The sequence below is a fragment of the Rathayibacter sp. AY2B9 genome, assembly GCF_002931595.1.
In the GTDB taxonomy this organism is placed as follows: Bacteria; Actinomycetota; Actinomycetes; order Actinomycetales; family Microbacteriaceae; genus Rathayibacter.
In genome coordinates this window covers 158,208-172,433 of the sequence record NZ_PSUB01000006.1, presented here as the reverse complement: position 1 = coordinate 172,433, position 14,226 = coordinate 158,208, and the positions used below count along the sequence as shown (strand labels likewise).

The following is a 14,226-nucleotide window of genomic DNA, read 5'->3' as shown; positions in this document are numbered from 1 at the left end:
GGCCCCCGGCGGGGCAGCGCCGGCGTCACCCCGTCCTCCGAGGTCAGGAGCCCGCCATGTCCGACACGACCCTCGCCGCCACCGGCCTCGACGCGCGAGCCGGCACCTGGTCCTGCATCCTGTTCGACCTCGACGGCACGATCACCGACTCGGCCCCCGGCATCACCGGCACCCTCGTCGAGACCTTCGTCGAGCTGGGCCGCCCCGTGCCCGCTCCGGCCGAGCTGCTGGCCTACGTCGGCCCTCCGCTGCTCGAGGCGTTCCGCGAGCTCGGCGGGATGACCGTCGAGGAGGCGCAGGCCGCGCTCGTGGTCTACCGCCGCCGCTACAACGCGGGCGGACTGTTCGACTCCTCGGTCTACCCGGGGCTGCCCGAGGTGCTCGCGCGCATCGCCGAGGCCGGCGTGCCGCTCTCGCTCGCGACCTCCAAGCCGGAGTCGGCGGCCACGCGCATCCTCGAGCACTACGGACTGGCGCAGTACTTCACGGTGATCTGCGGCGCCTCCGAGGACGAGGTCCGCAGCGCCAAGGCCGACGTCGTGGAGGAGGCGCTGCGCCGGCTCCGCGAGCTCGGCGTCGACCTCTCGGCGCCGGTGATGGTGGGCGACCGCGAGCACGACGTGCAGGGCGCCGCCGCCCACGGCGTGCCGACGATCATGGTCGAGTGGGGCTACGGATCGCCGCTCGAGGCGGTCGGGACGATCGCGCTGGTGTCCGGCGCCGAGGAGCTCGCGGACCTCCTGCTCCCGTGACCTGCGTACGATGAGGGCATGACTGGTCTGGGCGTCGTCCTCTCGTTCGTGCTGTTCCTCGGCGGGATCCTCGTTCTCGGCAACTCGTTCCTGCTGCCCGACATCGCCGGATTCCTCTTCGTCGGCGGCATCCTGATGATCTCGGGATCGCTCGCCGTCGCGTTCCACGTCCTGCCGAAGTCGCAGTAGCCGGGTCGCTCCGGGCGGCCGCCTCCGCGGCTCGCCGCTCAGCCCAGCGTGCTCGCGTCGAGGTTGATGACTGCATTGATGTAGACCGCCTCGCCGGCTCCGGCGATCGTCGGGTTCATCCGGAGCAGCTGCTGCACCGGGATCCCGAAGCGCTGCGCGATGTCGAAGAACGTGTCGCCCTGCACCACGGTGTAGCTCACGATGTCCCCCTCCCCGTCGCGGGTCGGCTCGCCGTTCGCCCCGGGAACCGCGCCGTTGTCGACCGCGAAGGCGGTCTCGGGGATGTCCGGTGTCGCGTTCGGCGTGAAGGTGACCGTCGCCTCGGGGACCGGCGCGAAGACCGTGGCCGTCGCCTGCGGGAGCGCCGCCGTGACGGTCGGGTCCGGTACCGGAGTCGGCGTCGCCGTGGCGAACACGGTGACCGTGACCGTCGGAGCCGGAGCGGGCGCCGAGCACCCCGCGAGCGCGAGCACCCCGGCCAGTGCCGTCGCTCCGATGACCGTCCTGCGCATGTCCCCCGCCCTCCGCGCGCCCCGCGGCGCCCGCTCCACCCTAGGAGACGGGGCGGCCGGGGGCACGTGCGCTGTCGCAGGAGGCCGGTGCTGCGGATCCACCGTCGTGCAGGGAGCTCCGCGGTCGTCCGGGCCGGGTCGGCCTCACCGGGACCGGGTCAGGACGGGGGTTCGGGGAGCAGCCGCAGCCCGCCGCCGCTGTTCGCCGCGTCCATCAGGAGCTCGACCCAGGTCGGGTTGATCGTCGGCTGCCGGCTCCCCGCGAAGTGGAACTGCAGGGCGATGTTCGGGTTCATCCAGAAGGAGTGGCGGCCGCGCGCGCCCTCGGGCATCGAGTCGAGGGTGAGGCTGAAGCGCTCGTCGCGGCGGAACTTCGCGTAGATCACGATCTGGAGGTGGGCCAGGGTCCGGTCCTCGATCTCGATGACGGCGGGAGGAGTGCCGTAGAGGAATTGACCCATGCCGCCAGACTATAGGCCCCTCGGCTTATTACTAGTCCGTCTAGCTATTTCGCTGCGGAGGGTTCCGCGTCGTCCGCTTCGTCCGTATCGTGACCGTCGCCGTGCTCCGCGTCGATCTCGTCGACGGCCGCGCTCATCCGGCGGAGGAAGTTGACGACGACCTCGGCCTCGGGGGCGTCCAGGTCCTCGGCGATCTCGAGCATCCGGCGGTGCATCTCCTGGAGCGTGGCGCGCACCTCGTCGTCGCTGTCGACGGTCGCCTCCACGACGATCCCGCGCCGGTCGGTCGGGTTGGGCTTGCGCACGAGGTGGCCGCTGCGGACCAGGCGGTCGATGAGGACCGTGGTCGACGCGGACGAGATGGAGAGGTGCGAGGCCAGGTCCTTGCCGGTCACCAGCTCGCCCTTGCGCTGCTGGCGGAGCAGGTACTGGATGGCGATCAGGTCCGTCTCGCCCATCGCCATCCGCTCGCGCGTGCGGCGGCGCATCGAGACCTCGGAGACGCGGTACGTGCGCATGGCGCTCAGCACCTCGACCGCACGGCGGGTGGACGACTCGTCCGGGTACCAGTACCCGGCGCCGCTCCGCAGGCTCGTGTCGCTCATCCGCACATCCTAGACCGGCTGATCACCAGGCCGTCTAGCGAGTCGCCCGCGCCTACGCTGGACCGGTGACCGCCACCCTCGTCGCCAAGGGCCTCTCCGGAGGCTATGCGCACCGCACCCTGTTCGACGGACTCGACCTGACTGTCGCCCCCGGGGACGTGGTGGGCGTCGTCGGGGCGAACGGAGCCGGCAAGTCGACGCTCCTGCGCATCCTCGCGGGCGAGACGGCTCCGCTCGAGGGCTCCGTCGTGCTCTCGCCGGGCGACGCCTTCGTCGGCTGGCTACCGCAGGAGCACGAGCGCCGCGAGGGCGAGACCGTCGCCGGCTACATCGCGCGCCGCACCGGCTGCGCCGAGGCCTCCGCCGAGCTCGACGCCGCCGCCTCTGCCCTGGCCGACCCCGATCCCGACGGCTCGATCGCGGACCGGTACGCCCTCGCGCTCGACCGCTGGCTCGCGAGCGGCGCGGCCGACCTCGACGAGCGCACCCCGGTCGTCCTGGCCGACCTGGGCCTGTCGCTCGGCGCCGCGGCCGCCTCCTCGACGATGACCTCCCTCTCCGGCGGGCAGGCGGCGCGGGTCGGCCTCGCGGCGCTGCTGCTCTCGCGCTTCGACGTGGTGCTGCTCGACGAGCCGACCAACGACCTCGACCTCGACGGCCTGGAGCGCCTGGAGGCCTTCGTCCGCGGGCTCCGCGGCGGCGCGGTCCTCGTGAGCCACGATCGCGAGTTCCTCGCCCGCAGCGTCACCCGCGTGCTCGAGCTCGATCTCGCGCAGGGCACCAACCGGGTCTACGGAGGCGGCTACGACGCGTTCCTGGAGGAGCGCGAGACCGCGCGCCGCCAGCGCCGCGAGAAGTACGAGGACTTCGCCGAGCAGAAGGCCGACCTGGTCTCCCGCGCCCGCACCCAGCGGGAGTGGTCGAGCCAGGGCGTGCGCAATGCGATGAAGAAGGCCCCCGACAACGACAAGATCCGCCGCAAGGCCTCGGCGGAGTCGAGCGAGAAGCAGGCGCAGAAGGTGCGCCAGATGGAGAGCCGGATCGCGCGGCTCGAGGAGGTCGAGGAGCCGCGCAAGGAGTGGCAGCTCGCCTTCACGATCGGCAGCGCCCCGCGCTCGAGCTCGGTCGTCTCGACGCTGAACGGCGCGGTCGCCCGCCGCGGCGCCTTCACGCTCGGGCCGGTGTCGCTCCAGGTCGACGCGGGCGACCGGATCGGCATCACCGGGCCCAACGGCGCCGGCAAGTCGACGCTGCTGTCGCTCCTCCTCGGCCGCGCCGACCCGGAGGAGGGCGGCGCCTCCCTCGGAGCGAGCGTGGCGATCGGCGAGATCGATCAGGCCCGCGGGATGCTCGCCGCCGAGGTGCCGCTCGCGGACGCGTTCGAGGCGCTGGTGCCCGAGTGGCCGACCGCCGAGGTCCGCACGCTGCTGGCGAAGTTCGGGCTGAAGGCCGACCACGTCGGCCGCCGCGTCGGCGAGCTCTCGCCGGGCGAGCGGACGCGGGCCGCCCTGGCGCTCCTCCAGGCCCGCGGCACGAACCTCCTGGTGCTCGACGAGCCGACCAACCACCTCGACCTCGTCGCCATCGAGCAGCTGGAGGAGGCGCTCGAGGCGTACGAGGGCACGCTGCTGCTGGTCACCCACGACCGGCGGATGCTCGAGACGGTGCAGCTGACGCGGCACTGGCACGTCGAGGCGGGCGTCGTCACGGAGGCGTGACGCCCGCCGCCGCGTCAGTCCCCGGAGGCCCGCGCCGCCTCGTCCTCGCGCCAGCCGGCCTCCTTCTGCACGTACTCGTTGTCGGCGAACTCCGCGAAGTCGCTCTCGTCGGTGATCCGGCGCACCTCGAGGCGGTTGCCGGGCACCAGCGGGCAGCGCAGCGCCCACTCGCGGGCCTGCTCCTCCGAGTCGACCCCGATGATCCAGAAGCCGTTGAAGAGCGACTCGGTCGGGCCGTAGGCGCCGTCGACGACGGTCGGCGGCTCGGAGGAGAAGTCGACCACGAAGCCGGAGGAGGCGACATCGTCGGCCAGGCCGTCGCCCGAGAGCAGCACGCCCGCCTCGATCATCGCCTCGTTGTACTGCCCCATCCGGGTGATGATCTCGTCGAACGGGATCGAGGCGTAGGCCTCCTTCGCCGCATCGGTCGCGCGCATGATCAGCATGTACTTCATCGGGTCTCCCTGGGGTCGGTGCGCGGGGGCGCAGGGCCTACTCTGGCCCATCCGGGGTGCCTGCGGAACGGTGGGTCCCGAGCGTCTGCGCCACGGGGGCGAGCGCGGAGCGACGGACCTTGCCCGCGTCGCTCCGAACGGGCTCGTGCACGATCCGGAGGGCCCGGAGGCGCCGCTCAGCGCCCAGCTCGGCGTTCGCCCGAGCGAGCAGACCGGCCGGGTCCACGCCCGCGTCGCCCACGTCGACGACCGCCTCCACCGCCTGCCCCAGCTCCGTGTCCGGCACGCCGAAGGCGACCGCCCCGCGGACTCCGGGCAGGGCCTCCAGCACCCGCTCGACCTCGGCCGGCCAGACGCTCGCTCCGCCCCGGAGGATCAGATCGTCGGCGCGGTCGACCACCCAGAGCCACCCGTCCCCGTCGACGCGGCCGACGTCGCCGAGGGTGTCCCAGCCCTCCTCCGTCCGCCGCGAGCCCGCGCCGAGGTAGCGGTAGGCGGGGGCCTCGCCGCGGTGCAGCCAGATGCGGCCGAGCTCGCCGGTCGGAGCCTCCGTGCCGTCCTCCCGCAGGATGCGCAGGGTCGTCCCGCTGATCGGCCGTCCGACACTGCCCGGGTGCTCCAGCCACTCCCGGCCCGTGATCATCGTCAGCCCGTTCGACTCGCTGCCCGCATAGACCTCGACCACCCGCTCCGGGCCGAGCCAGCCGATCAGCGCCCGCTTGTCGGCGGGCGCGCAGGGCGCTCCGAGGTGCAGCACCGTCGCGAGCGAGGACACGTCCGCCCCCGACCGCTCGGGCGCAGCCAGCAGGCGGCGGATCGTGGTCGGGACGAGCAGGGTCCAGGTGACGCGGTGCTCCTCGATCGCCGCGAGGACCCGGGCGGCGTCGAACCGCGGCAGCAGCACCAGGCGCTGCCCGGTCATCAGCCCGCGGAAGGCGTAGGTGAAGGTCGCCGAGTGCATCAGCGGGCCGCTCACCAGCTGCACGCCCTCGCGCGGCAGGAACGGCGCGACCGGCGCGTCCGAATCCAGCAGCGCCGGGCCCGCGGCCAGCACCACCTTCGGCCGCCCCGTGCTGCCGGAGGAGGTGGGCGCCTTCCAGGACGAGGCCCATCGGTCCTCGAGCGAGCCGGCCGGCACCTCCGGCCCGGGCCGCCAGTCGCCCGCGCGCCACGGGACAGCGGAGGAGGAGGGCGCGCCGATGACGAGCGCCGGCCGCGCGATCCGCTCCACCTCGGCGCGCTCCGCCGCCGACAGCCCGGTCGAGACCGGCTGCGGCACGGCGCCCGCCTTCCAGACCGCCGCGCAGACGACGAGCGCGTCCAGCGAGTTCGAGAGCGAGACGGTGACGAGGTCGTCGGTCCGGACGCCGAGATCGCGGTAGGCGCGGGCGAGGCGGGTGCTCTCGCGGTCGAGCTCCCCCGCCGTCAGCGCGCCCTCGTCGGCCACGGCGACGATCCGGTCGGGATCGGCGTCGGCGAGACCGGTGACGATGCGCGAGATCGACCGGCGGGTCACCGGCGGCGCCCGATCGTGTCCAGGCGGCAGGACGGAGTCATCCGGGCACGCCTGCTCGCGCGGATCCCGGCCCGTCCGGAGGAGTTCCTCCTGAGCTCTGAACCGAGCCGTCGAGCACCCGCTCGTAGAACCGCAGATGCGCGGCCGCGACGTCGTCCCAGGAGTGCGAGGCGGCCAGGGCCCGGCCGTCCGGCGAGGGCAGCGTCAGGGCCTCCTCCAGCGCGTCGGCGAAGGAGGCGGGGTCCCGCCCGTAGCGGACCGCGTCCCCGAACACCTCGTGGATCACCGGCAGCTCCCGCGCCACGACCGGCACCCCCGCGGCGAGCGCCTCCATCGCCGCCAGCCCGAACCCCTCCTTCACCGAGACGAAGCCCAGCGCGGAGGCGCCGGCGACGAGCGGAGCGAGCCTCTCCTCCGGAACGGTGCCGAGGATCACCGGAGCGATCCCGAGCTCGGCCGCCCTCCGGTCGAAGGCGGCCCGGTACTCGCGGTAGTCGAACAGGGTCTCGCCGCCGCCGAACACCAGCGCGACGTCGTGGCCGCGCTCGCGCAGCAGAGCCCACGCCTCGAGCAGCTCGATGCTGCCCTTCCGCGGCTCGATGCCGCCGAGGGCGAGGAGGTACGGGCCGAGCTCAGCCCGCCACCCCCCGGTCAGCGGATCGTCGACGGCGGCCGCGAACCGCGCCGCGTCGACACCGTTCGGGATCACGTCGGGCAGCAGCCCCCAGCCGGCGCGCACCTCCTCGGCGACCGCAGCGGACACGCACAGCCGGGTCAGGGGGAGCCGGACGGCGCGGTCGTGGCAGGCGCGCAGCTCCGGGGTGGTGAAGTCGTCCAGGTGGTGGATCGTGCGGATCGGCGCGAGTCCGGCGGCGAGCGCCGCGTTGGCCGAGATGCAGTCCTGCGCGTGGACGACCGGGGCGTCCTCGCCCCGCAGGGCCTCGGCCATCGCGGCGATGGACCGGACGATGCGGGCGCCGACCGGCTCGCCCTCGCGGTGCGGAAAGGGCACCACCCGCACGGTCACGCACGGATCGACAGGGCGGAAGAAGGAGTCGTCGCCGCCCCGGGCGAGCGTGCGCACCGTGACGTCGTGTCCGGCGCGCGCGAGCGCCTCGGCGAGGGCGAGGGTGTGCACCACCCCGCCGCGCGGCCGGGTGGAGTAGGTCAGCAGGCAGATCCGCATCTCAGCTCCGGTAGGCGTGCTCCGCGCGGTCGCGGAGGTGGTGCATCGTGCGGCGGGCGCGGGCGACGGAGCCGGCGACGTCAGCGGAGGCGAGCGCGAGCCCGCCCTTCGCCCAGGTCTTCGCGATGATCTCTCCCGCCGGATCCACGACCTTCGCCTGCCCGAGGAACCGCAGGCCGCCGAGCACGCCGGTCTGGTTCGAGGAGACGAGGTAGACCTGGTTCTCGGCGGCGCGGGCGCAGTCGTAGAGATCGAACAGGTGGGCCTGGCGGTCGTTGCGGATCCGATCGGAGCGGTCGGTCACGCTCGCGGGCCACGCGCTGAGGCAGGCCAGCACCTCCGCGCCGTCGAGGGCCAGCGAGCGCGAGGACTCCGGGAAGGTCTTGTCGAAGTCGATCAGCATCCCCATCCTCCCGATCGGCGAGTCGAAGGCGGCGAAGCCGCGACCCGGCAGGTACGCCTCGGACTCGCCCAGCGGCAGGTGGACCTTGCGGTGCGTGCCGATCAAGCGCCCGCCGTGCACGCAGACCGCGGTGTCGTAGCGGACCTCGCGACCGCCCTCGAGCGCGCGCTCCGCGATCCCGAAGCACACGGTGAGATCGCCCGCCAGCTCGGCCACGCGGGCGACCTCCGGCCCATCGAGCTCGAGGCTCGGCGGCAGGTCCGGCCCGGGGTGCTGGAGGTCGAGCAGGTAGCCGCCGAGGGTCGCGTCCGGGAGCACGAGCAGGTCGACCGAGCGCTCGCGGGCGTGAGCGATGATGCCGGCGAGCTTGGCGAGGGTGCGGTCGATGTCGCGACCGAAGTGCGCTGCGACCGCACCCATCACCGTCTCCGTCATGCGAGGAGGCTATCCGGCGAGATCCGACTCGCGCTCCCGAGCGAAGCGCCCCGCCTCGCGCACTCGCCGGACCTCCTCCGCCAGGTGCCCCGCATCGCGGGCGATCGCCTCGAAGCGGCCGGACCCCCAGGTGTGCAGCCACGGCAGCCCGAGGAACGACAGGCCCGGCACGCTCGTCACTCCGCGCTGGTGGGTGGGATGGCCGGCGCCGTCGAACACGCCGATCTCGACCCAGCGGTAGTCGGAGCGGAACCCGACCGCCCAGACGACGCTGCCGATGCGCGCGAGGTCGAGCCCGGTCGCCTCGGACTCCGGCCGCCAGACCGGACGGCAGCGGTCCTCCTCGGGAGCGTCGATGCCGTGCGCCGCGATGTAGCGGTCGATGTCGTCCTTGATCGACTCCGCGACCGAGTCCGCGTAGTCGAGCGACGCCTCCGCCGTGGGGGCGAAGCGCAGCCGGGACCCCTCCACCCCGGCCAGTCGGCCGTAGAGGTGCATCCCGTCGCGGGCGAAGGCGCGCAGGTCGATGTCCCGCCCGCCCCCGCGCCCCGTCACGTAGTGGTTGGTCGACTCCCGCTTGGTGAGCCCGCCGACCTGCGCGTGGACGGGCACGTCGTACACGCCCATGTCCTGGAGCCAGGCGACGCAGTCGCGGCCCCGGTAGAAGCGCGCCACCCGCGGCGCGCTGCCGAGGGCGAGGTGGACCTCGCGCCCGGCGAGGAAGAGGTCCTCGGCGATCTGCGCGCCCGACTGCCCGGAGCCGACGACGAGCACGCCGCCGGGCGGGAGCGCCTCCGGCGAGCGGTAGTCGGCGGAGTGGAGCTGCAGCACGTCCGACGGCAGCCGCGCGGCGACGGCGGGGAGGACCGGGCGGTGGTAGCCGCCGGTCGCCACGACGACCTGGTCGGCCGTGATCGCGCCCGCGCTCGTGATCAGCTCGAACCCTCCCCCGGCGCGCTCGCGGAGCCGGCTCACCTCCACGCCCTCGACCACGGGGGCGTCGAAGCTCTGCGCGTAGCGGCGCACCCACGCGTGCACCTCGTCGCGCGTCATGAATCCGTCCGGGTCCGGCCCGTCGTAAGGGTACCCGGGGAGGCGGCACTGCCAGTTCGGCGTGACGAGGGTGAAGGCGTCCCAGCGGCGGTCGATCCAGTCGTGGCCGATGGTCGCGCGCTCGAGCACGACGTGCTCGATGCCGTCGTCGACCAGGTGCCGGCTGATCGAGAGCCCGGCCTGCCCGCCTCCGACCACCGCGACCTCGACGTGGCGCCCGGGCTCGATAGCGGCGCTCACGGCCGCACCCGCTGCCCGGCCGGAGCGGGCGGCTCCATCGCGAGCACCCTGACCGTGCCGCCCTCGAAGCGCTGCGCCGTGCGGAGGATGTCGGACTCCTGCTGCATCGCGGAGGTGCAGGCGAACCCGAACCGCTCCCGCACCCGGTCCGACGCGATGCGCAGCGCCTCACTCGAACGGGCGACGAAGTCCTCGAGCGAATAGGCGGTCCCGGTCCCGAGGAACTCGTGCACGACCAGGCTCGGCGAGTAGCAGCGCTCCTCCGCCCCGTCCGGCCAGCGGACGTGGAAGGTCATCTCAGGCATGGACGAGTCCTCCGTTCCAGACCCGGTCGATGTCGTAGGCGCCGGGCCGCCGGTCGCGCAGGTGGAACATCCCGCCGCGCATCGCCTCGAAGGCGCCGCGCACGTCGATGTCGGCGACGGCCATGCCTGCTCCGAGCAGCGTCGTCGCGAGCACGTTGCCGCCGGGATCGACGACCTTCGCGTTCCCGACGTAGCGGAGCGAGCCGAAGGTCCCCGACTGGTTCGAGGCGAGCCAGAACACCTGGTTGTCGAGGGCGCGGGCGATGTCGAACTGATTGAACCGGTACGTCCAGCGGTCCTCCTGCAGGTTCTCGGCCGTCGCCGTCCGAGCGGCCGGCCACGCCGAGAGCGAGGCGATGATCTCGGCGCCGTCCAGCGCCATCGACCGCGCCGCCTCGGGGAACGCCTTGTCGTAGCAGATCTGCAGGCCCACCCGGCCGACCGGCGTCTCGAAGGTGCCGTAGCCCGGGCCCGGCGAGTACGAGAGGTGCTCGCCCAGCGGCTGGTGCACCTTCCGGTAGCTGCCGTAGACCTGCCCGCCGTCCAGGAGCGCGGCCGCGTTGTAGCGGGTCTCGCCGTCGTCGTCGAGCTCGCAGAAGCCGATCGCCACCACCAGGTCGCCGACGATCTCCTGCACCCGCCGCAGCTCCGGCCCGTCCAGGCGCACCGCCGGCGGGAGGGAGCGGCGGGTGGTGGCGACCGTGTCGCCGTGGTTGCCGAGCGAGGAGAGGTAGCCGCCGATCGCGGCCTCGGGGAGCACCAGGAAGCGCACTCCCCTCTCGCGGGCCTCCTCGGCCAGGGAGGCGATGAGCGCGTAGTTCTGATCCAGGTCGCGGGTGAAGTTCGCCGCGACCGATCCGACGAGGGTCATCGCGATCGCCTACAGGTTGTAGGTGGAGTTGATGATCGCGCCCTTGCGGGCGTAGTGGATGAGCGCGTCCTGCACGTCGAGCGGGTGGCAGGGGATGCAGCCCTCGATCAGGTCCTCCTCGCGGAGGCCGTGGAGCGCCATGCCGAACCGGCAGACGAAGACGCGGTTCCCCTCCTGGATGAAGGTCTCGATGGCGTTGTTGAGGTTCTGCTCGCCGGGGAATCCGGAGTCGCCGACCGTCGGGAAGCCGCGGGTGGCCATCGCGTTGATGGTGCCGGGCCCGTAGAAGTAGAGCGCGGACTCGTAGCCCTTCCGCGCCGCGCGGGTGGCCTGGAGCACTGCGACGAAGCTGACCGAGGACTCGTGGGCGATGCCGTGCACGAGGGTCAGGTACGACTCCCCGGGCTCGGCCTGGTAGTCGGGGAAGACCTTGGTGGAGCCGTAGAGGTTGCTGCCCTTCGGGAGCGCCGGGTGGGCGATCTCGGAGCGCGACATCTCGATGTTGGCGCTGACCTGGTCTTCGATCTCCTGGGAGACGGACATGGTTCCTCCTGGTGTCGGTCCGCCGAAGCGGCGTGCGAGTGCATGGCTCCGGCGGGATGCGCTGAGACGACGCGGGACGACGTCCGCCGGGGTGGAGCAGTGGTGCGGAGTGGAACGCGTCCAGTCAACGGCCGGGATGTTTCGGAGTGGTTTCCACCGGAAGAAGCTCCCGTGACGGCGGATCCGTAACGAGACCGCGTTCCTCCCGTCACGAGGGCGAAACACGAGGCGCCTTGACTGGGGGGTGAGACGACCGCACCGACATCCCGGCCGCCGCTGTGCGCGGCCCGTCCGGCCCGCTCCGCGGTGCCACGAAGGAGTCCTCGTGACCGATCTCCGCAGTCCCTCCCCCGCGTCCTCGCCGCCGGCAACCGGTGCGGCGCACCCGGCCGCCGGCCCGCACCCGGTCGGCGGGGCGCACTCCCCGGGCGGGGCGCACTCGACCGGGATCCGCCGCACCGGCCCCTCCGCCCTCCGCACTCGCGTCGACATCGCCCTGCAGGGCATCCGCGTCGAGGCACCGGTGCACCGCGAGGCCGGCGCCGGCCCGAGCGACGACGGGCACGTGATGCTCGGCGGCCTGGGCGCCGCGATCCCGGTGAACCCCGACAGCCCCTACGTGGTGAGCGGGAACCGCCTCCTGCTCGAGGGCGCCGACATCGGCCTGGACGTGACTCCCGTCCGCCGCCCGCGCTTCTACGATCTCGACACCGCCGACGGCGTCTCCTACGAGAAGATCGCCCGGCTGCACGGCCGTGACATCCTCGCGACCACCGTCGTCCAGACCTGCATGCGCTACGACGAGGCGGAGCGCTGCCGCTTCTGCGCGATCGAGGCCTCGCTCGAAGCCGGTGCGACCATCGCGGTCAAGACCCCGGCCCAGCTCGCCGAGGTCGCGGAGGCGGCAGTCCGCCTCGACGGCGTGCGCCAGATGGTGATGACCACCGGCACCTCCAAGGGCCGCGACCGCGGAGCGGCCCACCTCGCGCGCTGCGTCCGCGCGGTGCTCGCGGCGGTCCCCGGGCTGCCGATCCAGGTGCAGTGCGAGCCGCCCTCCGACGTCTCGGCGCTGCAGGCGCTGAAGGACGCGGGCGCCGTCTCGATCGGCATCCACGTGGAGTCGATGGACGACGCGGTGCGGCAGCGCTGGACCCCGGGCAAGGCGCGGGTCAGCCTGGACGAGTACCGCTGGGCGTGGCGCGAGGCAGTGCGGATCTTCGGCCGCAACCAGGTCTCGACCTACCTCCTGGTGGGCCTCGGCGAGGACCCGGACGAGCTGGTCACGAGCGCCCGCGAGCTGATCGGGATGGGGGTCTACCCCTTCGTGGTGCCCTTCCGTCCGCTGCGCGGGACCCTGGCGACCGAGGTCGACCACGTGCTCCCGCCGGCCGGGTCACTGCTGGAGCGGGTCAGCGCCGAGGTCGCCGCGCTCCTGATCGAGGCCGGGATGCTGAGCAGCGGCCAGAGTGCGGGCTGCGCGGCGTGCGGGGCCTGCGGCGTCTTGAAGACGGCCGGCGCCTGATGGTGGAGCTCTCGATCCTCGAGGGTGTTCGGGTCGCGCCTGCGTTCACGGTGGTGCGGGCGGAGGAGCGCGAGCTCGCCGCGCACCGGGCCCTGCGGCGCGAGGTCTTCGTCGCCGAGCAGGGGCTGTTCGCGGGCGACGACCACGACGACGCCGACGACGATCCGCGCTCGGTGGTGCTCGTCGCGGTGGCTCCGGACGGCGCGGTGCTCGGCGGGGTCCGGATCGCGCCTGTCGGCGGCGGACGCGATCTGGGCTGGTGGACCGGCAGCCGCCTGGTGGTGGCGCGCGAGGCGCGGGGCGGCTCCGGGATCGGTGCCGCCCTCGTGCGCGCGGCCTGCGCGGAGGCGGAGGCGCGCGGGGTGCTCCGCTTCGAGGCCTCGGTGCAGCTGCGCAACGAGGTGCTGTTCCGGCGGCTCGGCTGGCGGAGGATCGGCACGAGCACCGTCGCCCGAGTCGAGCACGCCCGGATGCGCTGGCCGGTCGACCGGCTCGACCGGGCGGCCACCGCGGCCAAGGCGGCCCTCGGCGCCCTTCTGGCTCCGCTGGCGGCCGAGGGGGGCCTCGGTGGGGCCGGCTTCGTCGGCGACGACGGAGCACCGGTCCCGGGCAGCGACCTGATCGCCGTCTGCGACGCGATCGTCCCGTCCATGGTGGAGCGCCACCCGGAGTGGGCGGGGTGGTGCTCGGTGCTGGTCAACGTCAACGACCTCACCGCGATGGGCGCGACCGGCATCGGGCTGATGGACGCGATCGGCGCTCGCGACGCGGCCGCCGCCGCGCGCATCGTGAGCGGTCTGCGGGCCGCCTCCGCCGCCTGGGGCGTCCCCGTGCTCGGCGGGCACACCCAGCTCGGAGTGCCGGCGGCCCTGAGCGTCACCGGTCTCGGCCGTACCGCGGCGCCGGTGCCGGGCGCCGCCGCTCCGGGCGACGAGCTCTCGCTGACGGCCGACCTCGGCGGCGGCTGGCGGCCCGGCTTCGCGGGCGCCCAGTGGGACTCGACGTCGTCCCGGCGCGCGGAGGAGCTCCGGGCGATGGCCGCCTCCGTCGGACTCGCGCGGCCGAGGGCGGCGAAGGACGTGAGCATGGCCGGGCTGGTGGGGACGGTCGGCATGCTCGCCGAGGCCAGCGGAGGAGGAGCGGTGATCGACCTCGCGGCGGTCCCCGTCCCCGAGGCGGCCGGCACCGCCGACTGGCTCGGCTGCTTCCCCGGCTTCGCGATGATCACCGCCGACCGGCGGGGGGAGTCGAGGATGGGCACACCCTGGACCGCGACGGCCGCGGTGGGGAGCGTCGTCACGGAGCCGGGCGTGCGGCTGCGCTGGCCGGACGGCGAGGAGACGACGGCGATCGCCGGTGCGGTGACGGGGCTCGGCGCAGCGGGCTGACGGGCCGGGCCGGAGGCGCATCCTCCTCGGCGCGGCCGTGAGACGCAACCCCGCGCAGATCCTCGCCGAGCG

The 14,226-nt window shown here is 73.7% G+C and carries 16 protein-coding genes; 5 read left to right on the top strand and 11 right to left on the bottom strand.

What is annotated here, in order from left to right; genetic code table 11:
* The first annotated feature begins 56 nt into the window (after positions 1-56).
* A complete protein-coding gene (locus C5C25_RS08075) occupies positions 57-752 on the top strand; it encodes an HAD hydrolase-like protein (RefSeq protein ID WP_104222626.1) in 696 nt (231 codons plus the stop codon).
* A gap of 18 nt (positions 753-770) precedes the next feature.
* A complete protein-coding gene (locus tag C5C25_RS16505) occupies positions 771-941 on the top strand; it encodes a hypothetical protein (protein ID WP_159911733.1) in 171 nt (56 codons plus the stop codon).
* A 38-nt stretch (positions 942-979) separates the two neighbouring features.
* Here C5C25_RS16505 and C5C25_RS08070 read toward each other — a convergent pair whose 3' ends face one another.
* The 3 genes from C5C25_RS08070 to C5C25_RS08060 all read right to left on the bottom strand — a co-directional run bounded on the left by C5C25_RS08070 (position 980) and on the right by C5C25_RS08060 (position 2,519).
* Positions 980-1,453 (bottom strand): LysM domain-containing protein, encoded by a 474-nt coding sequence (locus C5C25_RS08070; protein ID WP_104222627.1) that lies wholly within the window; start codon positions 1,451-1,453, stop codon positions 980-982.
* Positions 1,454-1,611: 158 nt separating this feature from the next.
* A complete protein-coding gene (locus C5C25_RS08065; RefSeq protein WP_104225758.1) occupies positions 1,612-1,914 on the bottom strand; it encodes an ATP-dependent DNA ligase in 303 nt (100 codons plus the stop codon).
* A 44-nt stretch (positions 1,915-1,958) separates the two neighbouring features.
* Positions 1,959-2,519, bottom strand: a complete 561-nt coding sequence (locus C5C25_RS08060) for a MarR family winged helix-turn-helix transcriptional regulator (protein ID WP_104250276.1) — start codon at positions 2,517-2,519, stop codon at positions 1,959-1,961.
* Positions 2,520-2,584: 65 nt separating this feature from the next.
* On the opposite strand from C5C25_RS08060, the gene C5C25_RS08055 reads away from it, so the two are divergent.
* The gene (locus tag C5C25_RS08055) at positions 2,585-4,237 is read left to right on the top strand and encodes an ABC-F family ATP-binding cassette domain-containing protein (protein ID WP_104250275.1); all 1,653 of its coding nucleotides are present in this window, start codon (positions 2,585-2,587) and stop codon (positions 4,235-4,237) included.
* A 14-nt stretch (positions 4,238-4,251) separates the two neighbouring features.
* Here the strand turns inward: C5C25_RS08055 and C5C25_RS08050 are convergent, their stop codons facing one another.
* Genes C5C25_RS08050 through C5C25_RS08015 form a run of 8 tightly spaced genes read right to left on the bottom strand, consistent with a single transcriptional unit; the run spans position 4,252 to position 11,244 of the window.
* Positions 4,252-4,692, bottom strand: a complete 441-nt coding sequence (locus tag C5C25_RS08050; RefSeq protein ID WP_104250274.1) for a YciI family protein — start codon at positions 4,690-4,692, stop codon at positions 4,252-4,254.
* Positions 4,693-4,729: 37 nt separating this feature from the next.
* A complete protein-coding gene (locus tag C5C25_RS08045; RefSeq protein WP_104250273.1) occupies positions 4,730-6,208 on the bottom strand; it encodes an AMP-binding protein in 1,479 nt (492 codons plus the stop codon).
* Positions 6,209-6,245: 37 nt separating this feature from the next.
* Positions 6,246-7,394, bottom strand: a complete 1,149-nt coding sequence (locus tag C5C25_RS08040) for an MSMEG_0565 family glycosyltransferase (protein WP_104222632.1) — start codon at positions 7,392-7,394, stop codon at positions 6,246-6,248.
* Position 7,395: 1 nt separating this feature from the next.
* On the bottom strand, positions 7,396-8,232 hold the full coding sequence (locus C5C25_RS08035; RefSeq protein WP_104250272.1) for a carbon-nitrogen hydrolase family protein: 837 nt from the start codon (positions 8,230-8,232) through the stop codon (positions 7,396-7,398).
* A gap of 9 nt (positions 8,233-8,241) precedes the next feature.
* Complete coding sequence (locus C5C25_RS08030; protein WP_219814394.1) at positions 8,242-9,525, bottom strand: MSMEG_0569 family flavin-dependent oxidoreductase; 1,284 nt, start codon at positions 9,523-9,525, stop codon at positions 8,242-8,244.
* Positions 9,522-9,830, bottom strand: coding sequence for an MSMEG_0570 family nitrogen starvation response protein (locus tag C5C25_RS08025; RefSeq protein ID WP_104250271.1), 309 nt, complete (start codon positions 9,828-9,830; stop codon positions 9,522-9,524). Before C5C25_RS08025 ends, C5C25_RS08030 begins: the two co-directional genes overlap by 4 nt.
* A complete protein-coding gene (locus C5C25_RS08020; RefSeq protein WP_104250270.1) occupies positions 9,823-10,701 on the bottom strand; it encodes a carbon-nitrogen hydrolase family protein in 879 nt (292 codons plus the stop codon). The genes C5C25_RS08025 and C5C25_RS08020 overlap by 8 nt, the downstream gene beginning before the upstream one ends.
* A gap of 9 nt (positions 10,702-10,710) precedes the next feature.
* Entirely contained in the window at positions 10,711-11,244 is a 534-nt protein-coding gene (locus C5C25_RS08015) for an MSMEG_0572/Sll0783 family nitrogen starvation response protein (protein ID WP_104222636.1), read from the bottom strand.
* Between the two features lie 325 nt (positions 11,245-11,569).
* Between C5C25_RS08015 and C5C25_RS08010 the strand changes: the two genes are divergently transcribed.
* Positions 11,570-12,766: an MSMEG_0568 family radical SAM protein gene (locus C5C25_RS08010; protein ID WP_258059779.1), complete on the top strand. Its 1,197-nt coding sequence runs from the start codon at positions 11,570-11,572 to the stop codon at positions 12,764-12,766.
* Positions 12,766-14,154, top strand: a complete 1,389-nt coding sequence (locus tag C5C25_RS08005) for an MSMEG_0567/sll0787 family protein (RefSeq protein ID WP_104250269.1) — start codon at positions 12,766-12,768, stop codon at positions 14,152-14,154. The genes C5C25_RS08010 and C5C25_RS08005 overlap by 1 nt, the downstream gene beginning before the upstream one ends.
* The last annotated feature ends 72 nt before the right edge of the window (positions 14,155-14,226 follow it).